The 15,730-nt window shown below is 70.7% G+C and carries 16 protein-coding genes; 8 read left to right on the plus strand and 8 right to left on the minus strand.

Features of this window, described 5'->3' with window-relative positions; genetic code table 11:
• Window positions 1-84 precede the first annotated feature (84 nt).
• The gene (locus WME98_RS04095; RefSeq protein ID WP_437950061.1) at window positions 85-921 is read right to left on the minus strand and encodes a hypothetical protein; all 837 of its coding nucleotides are present in this window, start codon (window positions 919-921) and stop codon (window positions 85-87) included.
• 937 nt (window positions 922-1,858) lie between these two features.
• On the opposite strand from WME98_RS04095, the gene WME98_RS04100 reads away from it, so the two are divergent.
• A complete protein-coding gene (locus tag WME98_RS04100) occupies window positions 1,859-2,263 on the plus strand; it encodes a hypothetical protein (RefSeq protein ID WP_437950062.1) in 405 nt (134 codons plus the stop codon).
• Window positions 2,260-3,297, plus strand: a complete 1,038-nt coding sequence (locus tag WME98_RS04105; protein ID WP_437950063.1) for a hypothetical protein — start codon at window positions 2,260-2,262, stop codon at window positions 3,295-3,297. Before WME98_RS04100 ends, WME98_RS04105 begins: the two co-directional genes overlap by 4 nt.
• Window positions 3,298-3,335: 38 nt before the next feature.
• Here the strand turns inward: WME98_RS04105 and WME98_RS04110 are convergent, their stop codons facing one another.
• Window positions 3,336-4,031 carry a hypothetical protein gene (locus tag WME98_RS04110; RefSeq protein WP_437950064.1) on the minus strand — a complete coding sequence of 232 codons (696 nt, stop codon included), beginning with the start codon at window positions 4,029-4,031 and terminating at the stop codon, window positions 3,336-3,338.
• 629 nt (window positions 4,032-4,660) lie between these two features.
• Between WME98_RS04110 and WME98_RS04115 the strand changes: the two genes are divergently transcribed.
• Entirely contained in the window at window positions 4,661-4,843 is a 183-nt protein-coding gene (locus WME98_RS04115; RefSeq protein WP_437950065.1) for a hypothetical protein, read from the plus strand.
• Window positions 4,844-5,453: 610 nt separating this feature from the next.
• Here WME98_RS04115 and WME98_RS04120 read toward each other — a convergent pair.
• Entirely contained in the window at window positions 5,454-6,527 is a 1,074-nt protein-coding gene (locus tag WME98_RS04120; protein ID WP_437950066.1) for a hypothetical protein, read from the minus strand.
• A gap of 630 nt (window positions 6,528-7,157) precedes the next feature.
• On the opposite strand from WME98_RS04120, the gene WME98_RS04125 reads away from it, so the two are divergent.
• Together WME98_RS04125 and WME98_RS04130 are read left to right on the plus strand one after the other, a co-directional pair.
• Window positions 7,158-7,841, plus strand: coding sequence for an HAD family hydrolase (locus WME98_RS04125; RefSeq protein ID WP_437950067.1), 684 nt, complete (start codon window positions 7,158-7,160; stop codon window positions 7,839-7,841).
• A 116-nt stretch (window positions 7,842-7,957) separates the two neighbouring features.
• Window positions 7,958-8,713, plus strand: coding sequence for a class I SAM-dependent methyltransferase (locus WME98_RS04130; RefSeq protein WP_437950068.1), 756 nt, complete (start codon window positions 7,958-7,960; stop codon window positions 8,711-8,713).
• Between the two features lie 268 nt (window positions 8,714-8,981).
• On the opposite strand, the gene holA is transcribed toward WME98_RS04130, so the two are convergent.
• A complete protein-coding gene (holA, locus tag WME98_RS04135; RefSeq protein ID WP_437950069.1) occupies window positions 8,982-10,043 on the minus strand; it encodes a DNA polymerase III subunit delta in 1,062 nt (353 codons plus the stop codon).
• Window positions 10,044-10,139: 96 nt separating this feature from the next.
• Window positions 10,140-10,685, minus strand: a complete 546-nt coding sequence (locus WME98_RS04140; protein WP_437950070.1) for a hypothetical protein — start codon at window positions 10,683-10,685, stop codon at window positions 10,140-10,142.
• A 150-nt stretch (window positions 10,686-10,835) separates the two neighbouring features.
• Between WME98_RS04140 and WME98_RS04145 the strand changes: the two genes are divergently transcribed.
• Window positions 10,836-12,158, plus strand: coding sequence for an SLC13 family permease (locus WME98_RS04145; RefSeq protein ID WP_437950071.1), 1,323 nt, complete (start codon window positions 10,836-10,838; stop codon window positions 12,156-12,158).
• Between the two features lie 33 nt (window positions 12,159-12,191).
• On the opposite strand, the gene WME98_RS04150 is transcribed toward WME98_RS04145, so the two are convergent.
• Entirely contained in the window at window positions 12,192-12,380 is a 189-nt protein-coding gene (locus tag WME98_RS04150; protein ID WP_437950072.1) for a hypothetical protein, read from the minus strand.
• Between the two features lie 299 nt (window positions 12,381-12,679).
• Here WME98_RS04150 and WME98_RS04155 point away from each other — a divergent pair, with 299 nt between their 5' ends.
• Window positions 12,680-13,441, plus strand: a complete 762-nt coding sequence (locus WME98_RS04155) for an SDR family oxidoreductase (protein ID WP_437950073.1) — start codon at window positions 12,680-12,682, stop codon at window positions 13,439-13,441.
• A gap of 42 nt (window positions 13,442-13,483) precedes the next feature.
• On the opposite strand, the gene WME98_RS04160 is transcribed toward WME98_RS04155, so the two are convergent.
• Window positions 13,484-14,026, minus strand: coding sequence for an ArsR/SmtB family transcription factor (locus tag WME98_RS04160; protein WP_437950074.1), 543 nt, complete (start codon window positions 14,024-14,026; stop codon window positions 13,484-13,486).
• Here WME98_RS04160 and WME98_RS04165 point away from each other — a divergent pair.
• Entirely contained in the window at window positions 14,016-14,657 is a 642-nt protein-coding gene (locus WME98_RS04165; RefSeq protein WP_437950075.1) for a glutathione S-transferase family protein, read from the plus strand. The genes WME98_RS04160 and WME98_RS04165 overlap by 11 nt on opposite strands.
• A gap of 95 nt (window positions 14,658-14,752) precedes the next feature.
• On the opposite strand, the gene WME98_RS04170 is transcribed toward WME98_RS04165, so the two are convergent.
• On the minus strand, window positions 14,753-15,535 hold the full coding sequence (locus WME98_RS04170) for a hypothetical protein (RefSeq protein ID WP_437950076.1): 783 nt from the start codon (window positions 15,533-15,535) through the stop codon (window positions 14,753-14,755).
• Between the last annotated feature and the right edge of the window lie 195 nt (window positions 15,536-15,730).

Genomic DNA, 15,730 nt, shown 5'->3' on the forward strand with positions numbered 1-15,730 from the left:
CGGAGGGGCGAGGCGCTGCGGGGTCGCGGCGCTCTGGAGGGGCGCGGCGCTGCGGGGGCGCGGCGCTCTGGAGGGCGCGGCGCTTCAGCCGAGGAGAGGGCTCTCCCCAGACCCCTTCGCCGGCGCGCTCTCAGCCTTCGCCGCGTCACGGGCGGCCTTGGCGCGGCGCGCGGCGGCGCGACGGCGGCGCTCGTAGCTGCTCGTCACCTCGCGCAGCACCTCTGGATTCCGCTGGAACACCCGCGCTGCGGCCTTCCGCACCAGCGCCATCTTCTCCTGGAGCAGCCTGAGCAGCCCGTTGCGGATCCGGGTCGCCTCCTTGACCTCGGAATCGGCCGGCGGCCGCGCTGCCGGCGCCGCGGCGAGCGCGCGCGCGAGCTCCTTCGCCTCGGTGATGAGGGCGACGTCGAAATCCTCGTCCACCTCCGCGAGCCGGTCCTTCAGCGAGCCTGCGAGGCCGGCATAGTCGCTCAGCGCCTGGTGCAGCGCGCTGGAGCGCTGGCCGATGTCGGCGTGGAACTCCTGGATGGCCGCGAGCTGCGCGTCCGCGGGCTCCTCGACCCCGTCGTCGAGGAGGAACTCGAGGGCGGACTCGATCTCGTCGAGGACGAGGCGCGCGCGCTCTCCGTAGTCGACGACGACGGGATCGACGAGCAGGAGCAGCTTCGTTTGCGCCTCCTGGACCGCGTACACCAGAGAGACGATCTCCTCACCGGTGCTCTCGGGCAACCGCGCCTTGACGCGCCTGAGGCCCGGCAGCGCGTCCGTGGGATTCCAGTGCTTGTTGAAGAATCCGGCGACCTGACCTGCCTCCTTGAGGGCGACGTCGTAAGGCACCTTGAGGGGGTTCTCCGTCTGAGCGGCGGCCTTGGCCTGGTCGCGCCAGCGGTCGTAATGAGTGTTGTTCTGCTTCTTGGGCATAGCATGAGGCTTACGCGGAGGGAGACGGTCTGGGAAGGTGCCCGAGGGGTCGCGAATGTGCTGTCGAGCCGGCAGGAGCAGTTCAGCGGCGCCAAAATTATTCAGATCGCGTGCAGGTCACACGTTCAGACGGACACGGCTCTCGCCGTATCCTCCGGGTGAGGTGCCGGGGATGGACTCCGGAGCTGAATCGGCGGGCAGCACGCGCGAGAGATACGACCCTCCCCGCGTCGGAGGGCTGTCAGCGACTGCCGAGGGCTCAGTTCCTCTCGCCACCTCGCCCTTCCTCTCCCGGAGCTCCCCCAGGCGTCGGGGCATAGCGAGATTACACGCCGCGACGGATGCGGGTCGACGCCCGTATGCCGACGCCGTGTTGACGCTCCCGGTAGATGATGGGTTGGGGCCGCTTTTCGCTCACGCAGGATGATGGCTCGCCCACGCGCGCGATGGCCATCGCCCGCCCATCCGGTGCCCGGAGCCCCCGCCGGAGGCTCCGTCCGCCCATCGCCCGCGCGACGCGGCCGCCGGGGCGCGCAGGGCGCGTCAAGGGCGGCGCAGCCGCCGAGCCCTGCGAGGGAACCCTTGACGCGTCCGAGCACCCCGGCACGCTCAGGACGCGATGGGCCGACCATCACGCCCGTGACCGAGGCCCGCTCACCGTCGCGATGGCCATCAGCCAAACCGAGCGCGAGAGCATCAACCAGCTTGATTCTCAACACGCCGGAGGCAACGAACAATCCTCCGAGGACGTCCCCGCCGAGCCGGCGAACGGAGACGGCATCGAGCTGCCGCTGCGGGCCTCGACCCCGCGGCGCGGCCGACCGGCCCTGCCCATAACGTCGGCTCGATGCCGTTGAAGACAGAACTGCGACCGAGACCACCTGTTGACTCCGCTCATTCGCTGGGGCAACGCTCCGCTCATCCGGAAGGAGGAAAGATGGGGGACGGTCTGAGGGCGAAGGTGAGCGCGCTCGTGCTGTGCGGCGGGGTCGGATTGATGCTCGCATCGGCATGCGATTTGTCCTACACCTGCGACACACTGGAGCCGGGAGGCGCGGGTGCTGGATACCCGACAGGATCCGCGGGAGCGGGAGATTACCCGAACAACGACGAAGGCGAAGAAGACGGAGCCGAGGAGATAGGTAGCGCAGAGCTCGCGATGGCGGGTTCGTGCTCGCCAAGCAAGACATGTACCGATATGTTCACCAACTGCCAGGGCAAGGGCTGGCCTTGCACGCGCATCATCGAGGGACGTAAGACTCTCTGCGCCATCTGCCGGCGCGATTGCCAGCTCGAGAAGAGTTACTCATATCGCGAGTGTTACGATTGCGGGTTTGAATGAACATGAACGGCCATCCAATGCTTCGCGCAGGAACGCACGTCGCCTTCGACACACGGACGGCGGAGCGTCTATCGCACATCGGCGCAACCAACTTGGTACGCTCGTCCGATTGCCTAATTATAGGACCGAGCCGCCGGGACGCCGTGGAGCATGCGCGGTCGCGCGAGGCGTGGTGGAACATAGGCGAAGAGTGGGATAGGCTTTATTCGTCGGATGTCCGCTGGGAGCCCCCGGTCGCCGTATGGGTGTCGGCAAGCCTTCACGAGCGGGTGAACCTCTGGAGGACCTGCAGCTGGTTGCGTCACCTTGGGATACCGCACAGCGATGTATTTCTTCTCGACTTTGAGCCAGTTCCGCTGTCGAGCGCAGCGAGCCGTGAGGTTTTGACGCGTCCGTTCACCTCTTCGGAGTCCGTGTCTGATCATCCAGATGAGGTCCTCCTCGAACGCATCGCAAGTGCGTGCCCGTGGCCGCGCGAGCGGCACGATCGTGCCGTTGGCCTCTGGGACAGCTACGTGGACGAGAACCCGTTGCCATTCGTTGAAAGCTGCATCCGTGGCGTTGAAGGATTTCCAGAGCTCGCCTCCTTATGGACACTTCTCTCTTGCTTCTTTCCAAGGAAACCCGCGGATGGCTCCCTACGCCTCAGCCGGTTCGACGCGCTAGTTTTTGCCCTCCTCTCGACGGAGTGGAAGACCCCGTTGGCCTTGGTCGCCCACGAATCGGAAACGCAAATGAACCTGTGGCATCTCCTTTCCTGTACGGGAGATCTGTTCCTCCCGCAGCGGCTGGAGGACTGGGCAGGGCACGACTCAAGCGCGACCGTGGAGCGCGCTCCTGGTCCGAAGCCGCCTCACGCTGGCTACCCGATGCTCTCGGAGGTCTACCGCCTCACCGAACGTGGGGTGCAGATCCGAGACAAGGGGCTCGATCAGCTCACGGATGCGCCACGTCTGCCCATGGCCGGAACCGAGGCGTACGCGGCATCATCCCCCTGGGTGCTCCTCGAAGATGGACGGCTCACTCGGCTGTGACGGCTCACGCCGTCGAACGCCTGGCGCGGGGCGCAGAGCTAATTGCAGGGAGGACAGTCCCCGCCGCAGTCTGCGTCTTCCTCTTCCCCATTCCGCCGGCCGTCGCTGCACGTTCTCGGTTGACACGTGCCAGCGAAGCAAACGCCGCTTTTGCAGGTCTCGTCTCCCTTGCACTTGTAGCCATCTGCGCACGGGTAGCAGCCGTAGCCGCAATCCACGTCGGTCTCGTTGCCGTTCTGCACTCGATCAAGACACCTGTCCACCGAGCATACCCCATCAGGGCCGCACACGCGCGTGATGCAGTCGTACTTGTCGTTGCACGGCAGGGTCACCCTGCATGGATCGCAGCGGCCGCCGCAGTCCGTGGAAGTTTCACCGATATCGGCATCAAGGTCGCCGTTCTTGCATTTCAGAGGCGTGCAGTTGCCATCAGAAGAGCAGTACAGCGTCGCGTCCGCGCAGTCCGCATCGTACAAGCATGCGACCTCCTTTCCATAACCGTTGCAGAACCCGGAACCAGAAGGCGAAGGGGAGGGTGCCACATGCTTGTTGATGGGTCCCGTCGGCTCACAGACGTCGTCCGTGCACGGATTGCCGTCGTCCCACACATCATCCAGGTCGCGCTCGAAGACGCGCCGCCCGTCACGACACAGGACGAGCTCACAGTCGCCTCGATACTGGCTTCTCGACACCTCGAACAACTCGATCTCGCAGGCACCTTCGATGCAGTCCATCTGACTGCATCTCGGGTCCATGTCGTATGGCAGCGCGCAATCCGCGGCGGTTCTGCACTCCGGCGGCGGAATGTAGGGGAGCGGCGGGCTGTCCGAGCAAGCGAGCCAGAGCGATGCAACCAATAGCGCCACCAGTGTGGCGGCGAAACTTCTCCTTCTATTCATAAGCCCTCAACATCAGACGTCCAGGGGTCGATATAGAGTGGGCACGCGGCGCAGAGTCCACCGCAGTCGACGCCTGCCTCCTCGCCGTTCATGATCCCGTCGCCACAGGTCGCAGGGCGGCACAAACCGTCTACACATACACCGCTCTTGCAGGATTCGTGCGAGTTGCACCATTTGCCAAAATCGCAAGCAGGACATGATGGCGCACCGCAGTCGACATCTGTCTCAACGCCGTTTTGTACGCTGTCGTGGCACGTGGGCAGCGCGCATTTCTTCTCCGCTGTGCATACATGGTCGTGGCAGTCCTCCGAGGTCAGACATGCTTGCCCTGCGGAGCATGGGTCGCACGCCCCCCCACAGTCGGTCGCCGTTTCCCCGAAGGGAGCGTCAAAATCCCCGTCGACGCACCACTGTGGGACACACCATCCGCGCTGCGAACAAGCCACGGAAGACGGATTCCCGCAATGTTCGTCGGTCAGGCACTCAACCAGATGTCCCTTGCCATCGCAGCGCCCGGAGCTCTCCTCGGCCCTCCCCGCCTCTCTCGGGCGGTGAACGCCGACGCCCTGCGCACACACATCGACCGTACACTCGTTGCCGTCATTGAATACGTCGCTGTCGTCGAGCTCGGCGACCACCCGCCCTGACTCGTCGCACCGGAGGCTCACGCAGTCGCCGATCCGCTGGTTCTGAAGCTGCTCCGGCAAGGCGAGCCTGCAGACGCCGTCGACGCACACGGCCTCGCCGCAGCGCGGGTCCACGGGCTTAGGACAGTCCCGAGGCGCCTCGCAACGCATGGCGTTGCACTCGTCAATGGGCCGGCACTGCCGCTCGCAGCGATCTCCCTCGTCCTCCTTCGCGCCAGGTTCGCAGCAGCTCTCCTCACCAGGGCTCGGACACCGGCAGAGCCCGTCGATGCACTGCGTTCCTGTCCTGTCGGGGTCGCATTCCTCCGTCGACTCGCACGTGGGCTCTTGCTCCACGTCGACGTAGGCGTCACCGCTGCAGGCCGCCCAGAGGAGACTCGCGAGGAGCACCGCGCAGGAGGCGCACAGACGCCGCTTCCACATGCGCGGCACGCTACCAGGCCTGCTCGCCCTCGGGATCACGGAGATTCATGGCAGGCGTCGAATCACGCACGCACATCGCATTACGACGATCGCCATCGAATTCTCATCTGAAGTGAACGATCACGCAGAGCATCGGGCGAGAGCGGCCCCCCGCTCCCCCGGAGCCCGCCGGCGCGAGGCCGCACCGCTACCACCCGAACGAGAGCGCCGCGCCGGGGGCGCCCCCGACGGCCCCCACGCGGATCGTCGCCTCCGGCGCGAGCAGGAACCCCGCGGCCACGGCGCCGCCGGCCGCGAGGCCAGCCCCGATGAACGCGCCCACCGACAGCCCGGTGAACGTCCTCGCGCGCCCGTCGGCCTCCGCGTAGGCGTCGCACGCGGGCAGCCCCGGCCGGCAGCGGAACGCCTCCCAGCGCGCCCGGACGAAGGCGGCGTCCCGATCGCCGGCCGCATCGTTGGCCTCCGCCACCGAGACGCCCCCGACGACGGCGAGCGCGACCGACGTGGCCGCGAGCCCGCCCACGGTCCACCACCGCAGCGCTGGATCGCGCGCGGCCCGAGGCGGCGCCGCGCCCAGCGCCGCGCCCGTCTTGCTCGTCGGAGAAGCGGCCGCCTTGCTGGTCGTGCTCGTCGATGGACGCGCAGGCGCCTCCGCCTCCGCGCGCCGCAGCACCAGCCACACGGTCCGCTCGCCGCCCGCGTCGACGGCGGCCGGCACCTCGACCTGCCGCCCGGCGAGCTGCGCGCCCACGCGGTGCTGGCCGGGGGCGACGTAGACCGGGTGCGGGAGCGGGGAGACGCCGACCTGCCGCCCGTCCACGAGCACGGCCGCGCCCGGCTCGCTCACGCGCACCTCGATCGCCCCGACGTGCCGCCGCGCCTCCGCGAAGTTCGCCCGCGCCAGCTCGTAGCCCTCCTTGAAGCCCGGCGGCACCCAGATCTTCGGCGCCTCGGGGGTGCCGACCATGTCGAAATAGATGGCGAGGAACTCCGCCGCCATCTGGAAGTCGCGCAGCCGGAACGACAGCATCCCCACGCGGAACGCGTCGGAGGCGCTCCTCGTGAGCCGCCACAGCGTCAGGTGGATGTCGCGCGCGTCCGCGATGCGCCCTTGATCGACGAGCCGCTTCGCCTCGTCGAGCATCTCCTGCTCCGGCCCGGTCGACGGGCGGCGCCGCGGGAGCGGCTCCGCCGCCGCCGGCGCGGCGCACGAGAGCAGCAGGAGGACCGCGGGGATCGGGCTTCGTGGCGAGCGTCGCATGGTCTTGTCTCCCGGGCACCCTCCGCGCAACCGGCGCCCCGTGCAGTTCGCGAGGTGCTCGCAGGCGCCCTGTCCCTCGATCGGCGTCGGCGACCTGCACGAGAGCCCGAGCAACGCGATCTCCCGCCCTCGGCGGCCCCTCTTAGCAGAGATCGCCGCGCGATTGCGCTAGAAGCGATCGACAGGCACGCAGACGCCGCGCGAGCCGCGCATTACGTCGAACGCTCTTTGATTCTCTATTTTCGTGCATCGACGCGCAAAAACAGCCTCTGTGTGTCCGGGTGACCACCTCCCCTGTCCGGGCGGCGCGCCACGTGTCCGGGTGACCGCCTCCCCTGTCCGGGCGGCGCGCCACGTGTCCGGGTGACCGCCTCCCCTGTCCGGGCGGCGCGCGACGTGTCCGGGTGACCGCCTCCCCTGTCCGGGCGGCGCGCGACGTGTCCGGGTGCGGTACCCCTCTTGAGATCTCCGGACCTGCGAGGGCCGGCACGGGAGGCGAGGCGTGCTCATCCGCGCCGTCGCGCCCTGTCGGAGGGGCGTTCTGACGGCCCCCCGCCGCGCCTCCGCGCTCGCCCTCGGCCCCACGCCTCCGCGCTCGCCCTCGGCCCGCGCCGCATCTACCATGGGGACATGCGCCCCACGGTCCTCCTCTGGGACATCGACGGCACCCTGCTCTCCACCGGCGGCGCAGGCCGGCGCGCCATGGAGCGCTCGTTCGACCGGTTTGCCGGCCGGCCCGACGCGTGCGAGGCGTTCTCGTTCGCCGGCATGACCGACAGGGCCATCATCCGGGCGGGGCTCGAGGCGCTCGGGCGCGAGGTCACCGAGGGCGCCATCGACGCGCTCCTCGCGATCTACGTCGAGATCCTCGCCGAGGAGATGTCGCTCGCCGGCGAGACCCGGGTCCACCACGGCGTCCTCGACGCGCTCGACGCCGCCGCCCGGCGGGCGCGGTGCGCCGTCGGCCTCGGCACGGGGAACGTCCGCGCGGGGGCGCAGGCGAAGCTCACGCGCGTCGGCATCTACGAGCGGTTCGCGTTCGGCGGCTTCGGCTGCGATCACGAGCTCCGCGACGAGCTCCTGCGCATCGGCGCGGCGCGCGGGGCGGCGCGGCTCGAGGCGCCGCTCGACGCGTGCCGCGTCGTGGTCATCGGCGACACGCCCAAGGACATCGCGGCGGCCCGGGCGATCGGCGCGGAGTCGATCGCCGTGGCCACCGGCACCTACGCCCTCGCGGAGCTCGAAGCCTGCGCCCCGACCCACAGCTTCCGCGATCTCCGGGAGAGGGGCGTGCTCGAGGCGCTGCTCGGATAGCGCCGCTCCCCCGATCGAAAGATCCGCCGATCCGCCAACAAACGACGCCCTTCAGCGGCGGCGCCGCTCGCGCTACGCATCGAGCAGGGCCAACGAAGCGGAGGAGCGTGGGACCGATGATCGACATGGTTGGAGAGATGACCGACCGGCTGCTGGCCGATGCGGGCCTCGGCGCCGGCATGCGCGTGCTCGACGTGGGCTGCGGCGCCGGGGATGTCTCGTTCCGGATCGCGCAGCTCGTCGGCGGGCAGGGGCAGGTCGTGGGCATCGACCGCGACGCGCGCCCGCTCGCGGCGGCGCGCGACCGGGCGCGCGAGCTCGGGCTGCAGAACGTGACCTTCGCGGAGGGGGACCTCGGCGCGCTCGCGCCCGAGCACGGCCTCTTCGATGCCGTCGTGGGCAGACGCGTCCTGATGTACCAGCCCGACGCGGCCGCGGCCGTGAAGAGCCTCTCCCGCGCCCTGCGCCCCGGCGGCCTGGTCGTCTTTCAGGAGCACGACGCCAACATGGTGCCTGCGAGCCTGACGCCGCTGCCGCTTCATGAGCGCGCGCATCAATGGATGTGGCGAACGGTGGAGCGCGAGGGCGCCGACATCCACATCGGCTTCCACCTCGCCGCCGTGCTCGAGCAGGCGGGCCTCGACGTCGTGCGCGTGCGCGCGGAGGCGATCGTGCAAACGCCGCGGGCGTACCACCGCACCGCCGCGATCATCCGAGCGATGCTGCCGCGCATCGTGCAGCAGGGCGTCGCCACCGAGGCGGAGATCGACGTCGACACGCTCGAAGAACGCCTCGCGGACGAGCGGACGAAGGCGAACACCACGTACGTGAGCGACATGGTCTTCGGCGCCTGGGCGCGAAAGCCCGCCTGATACCGCATCGCCCAGCCTCTTCCCTGTTCATGAGAGGAGGAACCACAGAGGGCACAGAGGGAACGAGGAGAGAGGAGAAACTATTGTCCTCTCTTCTCTCTCCTCTGTGCCCTCTGTGCCTCGGTGGTTCAAATTCTTCTCATGGCGGAGCCACGTACGAACTCGGGCGACGCGAAACCAGGCATCGCGCCCCGGCCTCGTTCGGCGGCTCCTCGTCCACGAGGGCGGGCCCCCGCGCATACCCGATCTCGCCGCCGCGGCCTGCCGCTCAGCGCGCGCACATCTCGATCAGCATCGTCTCCAGCACCGCCTGCGCCGGGCGGCGGCTGCTCTTCAGCGCCAGGTCGGCCTCGGCGAGCAGGCGCATCCAGCCGCCGAGCGCGCCCCTCGGGAGCTGGCGGATGGTCTGCGCCACGTCGTTCACCTTGTAGGGGGCCACGCCCGCGCGCTGGGCCGCCTCGGCCTGGCTCGCGCCCCCGGCGAGCGCCGACTCGAACTTCACCATCTGGCGGACCGACCACGACACCGCCCCGAGCAGGCGCAGCCCCCCGTCGCGCGGGTCGTACGCGTCCGCCAGCGCCGCGAGCGCGCGATCGAGCCGGCGCCGCCCGAGCGCGTCGATGAGCTCCCAGACCGTGCTCTGCCGAACGCGGATGACCACCTGCGCGATCGCGTCCTCGGTGATCGGCTGCTTCGGCCCGACGTACAGCGAGAGCCGCTCGATCGCGTCCACGACGTAGCCGAGCTCCGGCCCGGCGAGCTCGGCGAGCTGGTCGGCCACGTCGCTCGAGATCGGGTTGCCCTTCTCGCGGGCCATCGACGTGATGAAGCCGGGCAGGGCGCGGCGGTTCAAGGGCTCGCACGAGACGAGGAAGTCGCCCTTCTTCGCCGACGTGACGAGGCGGCGCTGGCCGTGGAGCTTCGCCGCCACGAGCACGAGGACCGCGCTCGGCGACGGCGCCTTGGCGTACTCGGCGAGCGCATCGAGCGGGCTCGCCTGCTTCGACGCGCCCCGTTTACCTCCCGCACCGCCCGCGCCGCCGCGCTCGTCGTCCCCGTCGTCGCCGTCGGCGTCGTCCTTCTTCTCCCAGCGCTCGACGCCGCGGACGAGCACGAACCGGCGCGGGGCCATCATCGGGAGCATCCGCGCGGCGCCGAGGATCGACTCGACGGGCGCGTCCCCCGCGGTGAACTTGTCCTCGTTGAACCCGGCGATGCCCCCCTTGGCCGCCGCTTCCCGGATCGCGCTCACCACGCGATCGACCAGCCAGCGCTCCTCCCCCATCACGAGGTAGACCGGGCGAAGCGCGCCGCTGGTCGCTTCCTTCAAGGCTTGGTCAGGCGTCACCGCTCCGGCATCGGGCGTTCAGGCGGGTGCGTCAAGGGCGACGCGCGCGGCCCCCTGCCCCGGCGGGCCCGGCCCCCGTCACGGCAGCGAGAACGGGACGTCCACGCGCACGCTCGCGCCGGGCGGCTCGACCGCCACCGGCGGGAGCGCGGTGGCCAGGCAGGCCGTCACGTCGGGGCGCGACGCCTCGCGGTCCTCGATGATGCCGCGCGCGATCTGCCGGCCCTGGGCGTCGAACGTCAGGTTGAAGACGTACTTCACCTCGCGCGGCGCCGGCCGCGCCGCGATCGCCGGCTTGTAGCAGCGCTCGACCAGCGCCGGGCGGCGCGCCTCGAGCGCCCGCGCGGCCTGCCTCGCGACCTCCTCGCGCGGCACGGCCGGCGCGCGCTGCGCCGCCGGCGCGCCCTCCCCCGGCGCGCCCTCTCCCGGCGCGCGCTCTCCCGACGCGCGCTCCGCCGCCCCGGCGGGCGGCGCCGGCTCGCCCCGGTGCGAGGCGTCGCCCGCGGCGGCGCGCGAATCCGGGGCGACGGCGGCCGGGCCGTGGCGCAGGCCGAGGTAGACCGCGGCGGCGATCATGGCGCTGCCGAGGAGGATCGCGGTGGGGGTCGAGAGCTGCCTGCTCATGCCTTGGCGTTGCCACGGAGCCCGGGAGAGCGCCCCGCCCGCGCGCCGCTCCGCGGCCACCGCTGCTTAGCCGGAATGCAGGCCGGCGGCGAGCGCGGCCCGCGCCGCTCCGTTTGACACGCGCGCGCCCGGCCGCTCTGATGCCGCGCCGTGTGGTCCGTCCTGCTCGTATTCGCCGCGACGTACATCCTCATCGCCGCGCGGCGCCTGTCGATCTTGCCCATCGGGCGCCCGGCCGGCGCGCTCGCGGGCGCGTGCGCCATGGTCTTCCTGAGCGCCATCGAGCCCGGCGCCGGCCTGACGCCGCACGAGGCGTTCGCGGCGGTCGAGCCGAACACCATCGGCCTGCTGCTCGGCATGATGCTGCTCTCGGCGTCGCTCGACCTGGCGGGGGTGTTCGAGCACGCCGCCGCGTGGGTCGCGCGGCGAAACCTCTCGCCGGTCCGCCTGCTCTACCTGGTCACGCTGGGCGCCGGGCTCGCCTCCGCGGTGCTGCTGAACGACTCGGTCTGCGTGATGCTGGCGCCGCTCGTCGACCGGACCGCACGGCGCGCGGGGCTCGATCGGGTGCCGTACCTGCTCGCGCTCGCGATGGGCGCCAACGCCGGCAGCGCGCTCACGCTCGCCGGCAACCCGCAGAACATGCTCGTGGGTCACCTGTCCGGCATCTCGTACCGCGCGTACCTGCTGGAAGCCGGCCCGGCCGCGCTGATCGGGCTCGCCGTCACGGCCGTGACGCTGCACCTCCTGCTCCGGCGCCGCATCGCGGTGCAGGCCCCCGCATCCGCGACGCCCGCCCCCGCGCCCGCATCCGCGACGCCCGCCCCCGCGCCCGCATCCGCGGCGCCCGCCCCCGCATCCGCATCCGCGGCGCCCGCGGCGGCGGGGGACGCCCGGCCGAGCGCCCTCGTGCCGCTCGCGTGCATCGCGGTCGTGTCGGTGCTGTTCGTGCTGGGCGCGAACCTGGCGTGGGCGGCGATCGGCGGGGCGACCGCGGCGATCCTCCTGCACCGGCGGGACGCGACCGGCCTGTTCGACCGGGTCTCGTGGACCGTGCTCGTGTTCTTCGGCGCCCTCTTCATCGTCGTGGCGGGCCTCCAGAAGACCGGCATGCCCGAGCAGGCGCTGCGCGCCGCGAGCCCCTACCTCCCCGCGGGGCCGACGATGGGCGTGCTCGGGCTGGGCATCGCGATGCTCGTCGGATGCCAGATCGTCTCCAACGTCCCCTTCATCCTGCTCGCGGAGTCGTACATCCGCAGCCAGCCCGATCCGCACCTCGCCTGGATCGCGACCGCCGTCGTGTCCACCCTCGCCGGCAACCTCACCCTGCTCGGCTCGGTGGCGAACATCATCGTCGTGGAGACCGTGGGCGCCGAGCGCGAGATCGGCTTTCGCTCCTACGCCAAGGTCGGTGTCCCGGTGACCCTGGCCTCGACCGCCGCGGCGCTCCTCTGGCTCCTCCTCGTGCGCTGAGCCGGACCGCGGCCGTGCCGACGAAGCGCCGTGTCAATCGCAGCCCGCATGCTCCCGCGGCCGCTGGAGGCGATGCCGCACCGCAGCGCGGCCGAGTCGACGCCGCTCGCGCGGCCGGCGCCGCACGTCGAGCCAGGCATGGATCAGCGTGATCCCCACGGCCGCACAGAACACCGGCCCCATGGCGAGCATCACGAGAGGGCGCAGGGCTTGTCGCATCATTCGTGGTTTCATGTGTCCCAGCGTACGATGCTCAGAGGTCGATCAGTAGCGCATTGCGTTGAAAAACTTCACTTCTACGGTGAGAAGATTCACATTACGACGCAGCAGCACGACAGGATGACGGAAAAATCTTGTATTGCTGGACCCCAGTCGATACCACCTGCGGCGACCGATCCTGGCCCACTGCGCGCGGCGAGCGGCTCCGCGCGGGAGGGAGGCTCCCGGAGGCGCGCTTGCGCGGCCGATCTCCTTCGCGGCGCCGGGCGATCCGCGGTCACGCATCCCCTGGAGAGGCCTGAATGGTGCACGATCTATCGAAACGAGTAGCCCTGGTCACCGGCGCTTCCCGCGGCCTCGGGGCGGCCATCGCCCGCCGGCTCGCGGCCGCCGGGGCGCGGGTGGCGGTGAACTACTTCGCCGGCCGCGACGGGGCGGAGCGCGTGGTCGAGGACATCCGCCGGGGCGGCGGGGAGGCCGAGGCGTTCCAGGCCGACGTGCGCGACGAGCGGGAGGTCCCCCGCCTCGTGGACGAGGTGCAGGCGCGCCTCGGCCCGATCGAGGTGCTCGTGCTGAACGCGACGGGCCCGCAGCCGCACGTGACCATCGACGAGCTGACCTGGCAGCACTGCCTCGATCAGCTCGAGTTCTTCGTGAAGAGCCCGGTCCTCCTCGCGCGGTCGGTGGTCCCCGGGATGAAGGAGCGCCGCGCGGGCCGCATCATCCAGATCGGGTCCGAGGTCTTCGAGCAGGGCGTCCCCGCGTTCTCCAACTACGTCTCGGCCAAGGGCGCGCAGCTCGGCCTCACGCGCTCGTGGGCGGTGGAGCTCGGCCCGCACGGGATCACCGTCAACCTGGTGGCGCCCGGGTGGGTCCCGGTCGAGCGCCACCTCAGCGAGGGCGCGAGCCAGGCGGCCATGGAGGGCTACGCGGCCGGCAACCCGCTCCGGCGCCTGGGCACGCCGGACGAGATCGGCGACGCCGTGGTCTTCCTCGCGTCCGACGCCGCCAGGTTCATCACGGGCCAGAAGCTCTCCGTGAACGGCGGCAGGACCCTGGCCTGACCGGCCCGGTCGGCCCGCGGCCGAGGGCCCGGAGCGCCGCCCTCAATGCCGCTTCTTGCGCTCCGCTTCCTCGACGGCCGCGGCGTGGAAGGCGCCGAGGACATCGTCCCAGAAGCTCTCGACATACGCCCGCAGCGCGCTGAGCCCCTCGCGGTCGACCTCGTAGAAGTTGTGGCGACCGCGCTTGTGGCACCGGAGCAGCCCGGCGTCCTCCAGCACGCGGAGGTGCTGCGACACCGCGGGGCGGCTCACGCTCACCGTCTTGGCGATGTCTCCCACGGAGAGCGGCTGTGCGCGCACCCGCTCGAGAATCTGCCGGCGCGTCGGATCTGCGAGTGCCGCCAGCACCGCACCGACCGGATCCATGGAGCCAGCATGCGCAGGCGCAGAGGCAGCCGCAAGAACGATCTTCCGCTTGACCGGACCCCTCGAACCGGTAAGTATTGGCTTACGCGATACGGCGTGCGGGGTTCGGCCGCGCGCTGGCGCGAACCGCCGGAGGCGCGGCGAGGGGGCGCTCCATGCCTGCTCGCGCCGCGCGTCTGCGCCCCAGCCTCTCGTCAAAGGAGCCGTCATGTCGCGCATGATCGTCTATGGCACCCCTGGCTCGACCTACACCTGGAGCGCGGAGATCGCGCTGGTCGAGAAGAAGATCCCCTATGAGCTCGTCGAGGTCGCCTTCGGCGCGCACCTGTTGCCGCCGCACCGGGAGCTGCATCCGTTCGCGAAGGTGCCCGTGCTCGAGCACGACGGCTTCAGGGTGTACGAGACGCAGGCGATCCTCCGGTATCTCGACCAGGTGGTCCCCTCCCCGCCGCTGCAGCCGAGCGACCCGCGCGACGCGGCGCGGATGAACCAGGCGATCGGCATCGTCGACTGGTATTTCTGGAGGGCCGCGGGCCCCGGCATCGTGGGCCAGCGGCTGTTCGCGGCGGCGCGCGGCCTCGCGCCGGACGAGGCCGTCGTGCAGGCGGCGGTCCCGGTCGTGCGGACGAGCCTCTCCGAGCTCGATCGCTTCCTCGGAGACCGGCAGTTCCTGGCGGGCGACCGGCTGACGCTGGCGGACATCATGGTCCTGCCGATCGTGCGCTATCTCCAGCTGACCCCGGAGGCGTCGCTCTTCGAGCCCCACCCGCGCCTGCGCGCGTGGTGCGAGCGCCTCCGTTCCCGCGAGAGCGTCAAAGAGACCGAGCCGCAGCTCGCGCGGGATCGCTGAGCGAGCTCCGCGCCGCCCGGGCTCATCTCGCGCTCTGCCCGGCGGCGGCCCCCGAGGGAGGCGAGGCCCGCCGGCCGCGCGAAACGTGAGCGGGTCTAAGGGGCCAGGAACACCGTCACGGCGGCCTGCTGCATCTTGCCGGAGGGATCCCTGCACTTGTCGTAAGCGCCGTCGCTGAGCTCGCTGCCGCAGACGTCATCGCACTCCCCGAGCACCTCGATGGGGGAGCAGGCCCGGATGGACGGCCCGCACACCCGCGGGATCTGCGACGCGCCGGGCGCGACGCAGGCGTGGAGCTTCTGGGGGGTCGCGAAGATGTCTCCGAAATAGGCGCCCTCGCGCCTGGTGTATCCCTCGCGCTCCTCCCTCGTGCTGGCGAGCGCCTTGTCCTTCCCCCGGATCGAGATCCGGACGGTCTCGCCGAGGTAGTTGACCCGGGAGATGACGCACGCGGACACCCAGGACTTGCAGCTCTCGCCGCACGCGCCGCCGGGCTTGCCCCACTCGGGCGCGAGGCCCGTCGAGCCCTCGAAGGCGTAGTCGGCGCCCTGGATGTTCAGGCGGATGACCTGCCCCTTGGGGAGCGCGCAGCCCACGATGGTGGACAGCTGCTGGCGGCCCAGCGGATCCGAGAGCGCCGCCATGACAGACCCGTTGAAGGTCAGACCGTTGAACGTCAGGGCGTTGGAGGTCAGCCCGTTGTACGTCAGCCCGTTGAACGTGAGCCCGTTGAACGTCAGCCCATTCCCCATGATCGCGGCCTGCTCGTCCGCATCGACCGGCTCCTCGGCCGTATCCTCCGGGAGGACGGCACAGCCAAGTTGCACGAGGGAAGCCGCGGCGGCGACGACGAGGGCAAGGAGGGGCGACTTTGTCATGGTTCTTAACAATTGCCCGTCCCCGGCGCATGTTCAAATTTTTCTTTCCGTAAATAGACGGTGCTGCTGGACGGCGCTAGCTCGGTCGCGCAGGCCGCCAGCCGCGGTGAGCGGCCGAAGTGAGCACCGCGTGGCCGGACGCCGGGCAGCCTCGTCACGCGGCGCGGGTGAGCGGGGAGCAGGCCTCGCCGGCCT

The organism is Sorangium sp. So ce296 (genome assembly GCF_051529605.1).
In the GTDB taxonomy this organism is placed as follows: Bacteria; Myxococcota_A; Polyangia; order Polyangiales; family Polyangiaceae; genus Sorangium; species Sorangium cellulosum_D.